The following is a 2705-nucleotide window of genomic DNA, read 5'->3' as shown; positions in this document are numbered from 1 at the left end:
GGTGCGCGGGTCTGGATCGCGATGGGCCAGACCGATATGCGCAAGGGGATGCAGGGACTGGCGCTTCTGGTCCAGCAGGGTTTGAAGCGCGATCCTCACGGCGGTGACCTGTTCGTGTTCCGGGGCCGTGCCGGTTCGCTGGTGAAGATCATCTGGCACGACGGGATTGGCATGTCGCTTTACGCCAAGCGGCTCGAGAAGGGCCGGTTCGTATGGCCTTCGGCAAAGGACGGCATGGTGTCGCTGACGGGCTCTCAACTGGCCTGCCTGCTGGAAGGGATAGACTGGCGTAATCCGCAGTATTCATGGCGTCCGCAGAGCGCCGGATAGGGCTTCTACTTTCTTCGTTGCACTTGCATTTTCCGCTTCATTTGTGCGGTTTTCTGTGATTCCATCATGGTCATGGAAGCGACCGTTTCGCCTTTCCCGGACGATGTTGAAGCGCTCAAGGCGCTGCTCGCGACAGCGACCCAGCGGGCGGATGACGCCGAGGCCAAGTTGGCCAACGCCCATGCCCGGGAGAGTGCGACCGAAGCGGTCATCGCCCACCTCAAGTTGCAGATCGCCAAGCTCAGGCGCGAGCAGTATGGCGCCAGCGCCGAACGCACCCGCCGCCTGCTCGATCAGATGGAACTGCAGCTCGAAGATCTCGAGGCCGATGCCGCCGAAGACGACCTGGTGGCTGAAGTCGCGGCCGCGAAGACGGCGACCGTCACCGCCTTCGAGCGCAAGCGACCGGTCAGGAAGCCGTTTCCCGAGCACCTGCCACGCGAGCGTGTCGTCGTCCCGGCACCGTGCTCATGCCCGGCCTGCGGCGGCGGCCGGTTGTCCAAGCTTGGCGAGGACGTGACCGAGACGCTCGAGGTGATCCCGCGAGCCTGGAAGGTCATCCAGACGGTACGTGAGAAGTTCTCCTGCCGGGACTGCGAGAAGATTACCCAGCCACCGGCCCCCTTCCACGTCGTGCCGCGTGGCTGGGCGGGCCCCAGTTTCCTCGCCATGCTGCTGTTTGAGAAGTACGGGCAGCACTAGCCCCTCAACCGTCAGGCCGAGCGCTTCGCTCGTGAAGGAGTGCCGCTGAGCACCTCGACGCTCGCCGACCAGGTCGGGGCAGCCGCATTCGCGCTGATGCCGCTTTACCGGCTGATCGAGGCCCATGTCATGGCCGCCGAGCGATTGCACGGCGATGACACCACCGTGCCGGTCATGGCCAAGGGCAAGACCGATACGGCCCGATTGTGGGTCTACGTGCGCGATGACCGGCCTTTCGCCGGCACCGATCCGCCGGCGGCGCTGTTCCACTACTCGCGCGACCGGCGCGGCGAGCATCCCCGAACACACCTCGCGCTCTGGTCAGGCATCCTGCAGGCCGACGCCTATGGCGGCTACGGCGAGCTGTATGCGCCCAACCGTCAGCCTGGCCCGGTGCTCGAGGCTGGCTGCTTTGCTCACGCAAGGCGCAAGTTTTTCGAGCTGGCCGACGTCGCCGCTGCGGCGCGTAGGAAGAGCCGCAACGAACGGGCCGGTATGATCTATCCGATCGCGCTCGAGGCGGTGCAGCGACTCGATGCCCTGTTCGACATTGAGCGCGGCATCAACGGCAAGAGTGCCGCCGAACGGCTCGCGATACGCCAGGAACTGAGCGCGCCACTCATCGCCGAGTTGCATGAATGGCTTACCAGCCAGTTCGCCAAGCTGTCGCGCAACCACGATCTCGCCAAGGCCATAAACTACATGCTGCGCCGCTGGCATGCGTTCACCCGGTTCCTCGAGGATGGGCGCGTCTGCATCACGAACAACGCCGCTGAACGGGCTCTGCGCTGCGTGCCACTCGGCAGGAAGGCGTGGCTGTTCTGCGGTTCCGACCGTGGCGGCCAACGCGCCGCCATCCTTTACACGCTCATCCAGACCGCACGACTCAACGATGTCGATCCGCAGGCCTGGCTAGCCGACGTCCTCGCACGTATCGCCGACCATCCTGTGCAGCGGCTCGACGACCTGCTCCCCTGGAACTGGCGCAAAGACGACAACGTGCTATCGCAGGCGGCATGACCGCCAGGACTGCCGTCGACAGCTTTACCCAGATCGCCACCGTGCGGATCGACCTCAAGGATTCCGACCCGCCGATCTGGCGCATGGTCGAAGTGCCGACTTCGATCACCCTCAAGGTTCTGCACGATATTGTCCAAGTCACGATGGGCTGGTTCGATTATCACCTCTGGGAGATGGACATAGGCGGCCAGACCTACGGCCTGCCCATTGACGAAGACTGGGGCACCGCGCCGCGCAAGCCGGCTTCCCGCACGCGACTGCGCGATGTCCTCGCACCGGGCTCGACTCGGATCGACTATACCTACGACTTCGGCGATAACTGGGAACACACCCTCATCGTCACCGACGTGCGCGCCGGCGATGTCGGCACCGGCTATCCTCGCTACATCGCCGGCGAGCGCGACTGCCCACCCGAAGACTGCGGCGGAATCTCCGGCTTCTACGAAATGCTCGAAGCGCAGGCCGACCCGGATCATCCCGATCATGCCGAAATCCATGAATGGCTCGATGGCTACAACCCCGACGAATTGGACGTCTTCCCTATCGAAGTCGCCCTCGGCCGCATTGCGGCACGTCGCAACGCTGCAGCAAAACGTATCATCAAGCCCGCAAACGACTGACCAAATCCAGCGCGGCCTTCACCGGATGGCTAC

The 2705-nt window shown here is 64.2% G+C and carries 2 protein-coding genes and 1 pseudogene; all 3 read left to right on the top strand.

Annotated features, from left to right (window positions below):
* A partial coding sequence (gene tnpB / locus EBBID32_RS20670; RefSeq protein ID WP_081628149.1) for an IS66 family insertion sequence element accessory protein TnpB occupies nt 1–330 on the top strand: 330 nt, incomplete at its 5' end.
* Between the two features lie 72 nt (nt 331–402).
* Nucleotides 403–2052 (top strand): annotated as a pseudogene (gene tnpC, locus EBBID32_RS20665) (IS66 family transposase).
* Nucleotides 2049–2672, top strand: coding sequence for a plasmid pRiA4b ORF-3 family protein (locus tag EBBID32_RS20660; protein ID WP_006966249.1), 624 nt, complete (start codon nt 2049–2051; stop codon nt 2670–2672). Before tnpC ends, EBBID32_RS20660 begins: the two are co-directional and overlap by 4 nt.
* Nucleotides 2673–2705: the final 33 nt, after the last annotated feature.

It is taken from the genome of Sphingobium indicum BiD32 (genome assembly GCF_000382885.1).
GTDB lineage: Bacteria > Pseudomonadota > Alphaproteobacteria > Sphingomonadales > Sphingomonadaceae > Sphingobium > Sphingobium japonicum_C.
This window is presented reverse-complemented; position numbering and strand designations above follow the sequence as displayed.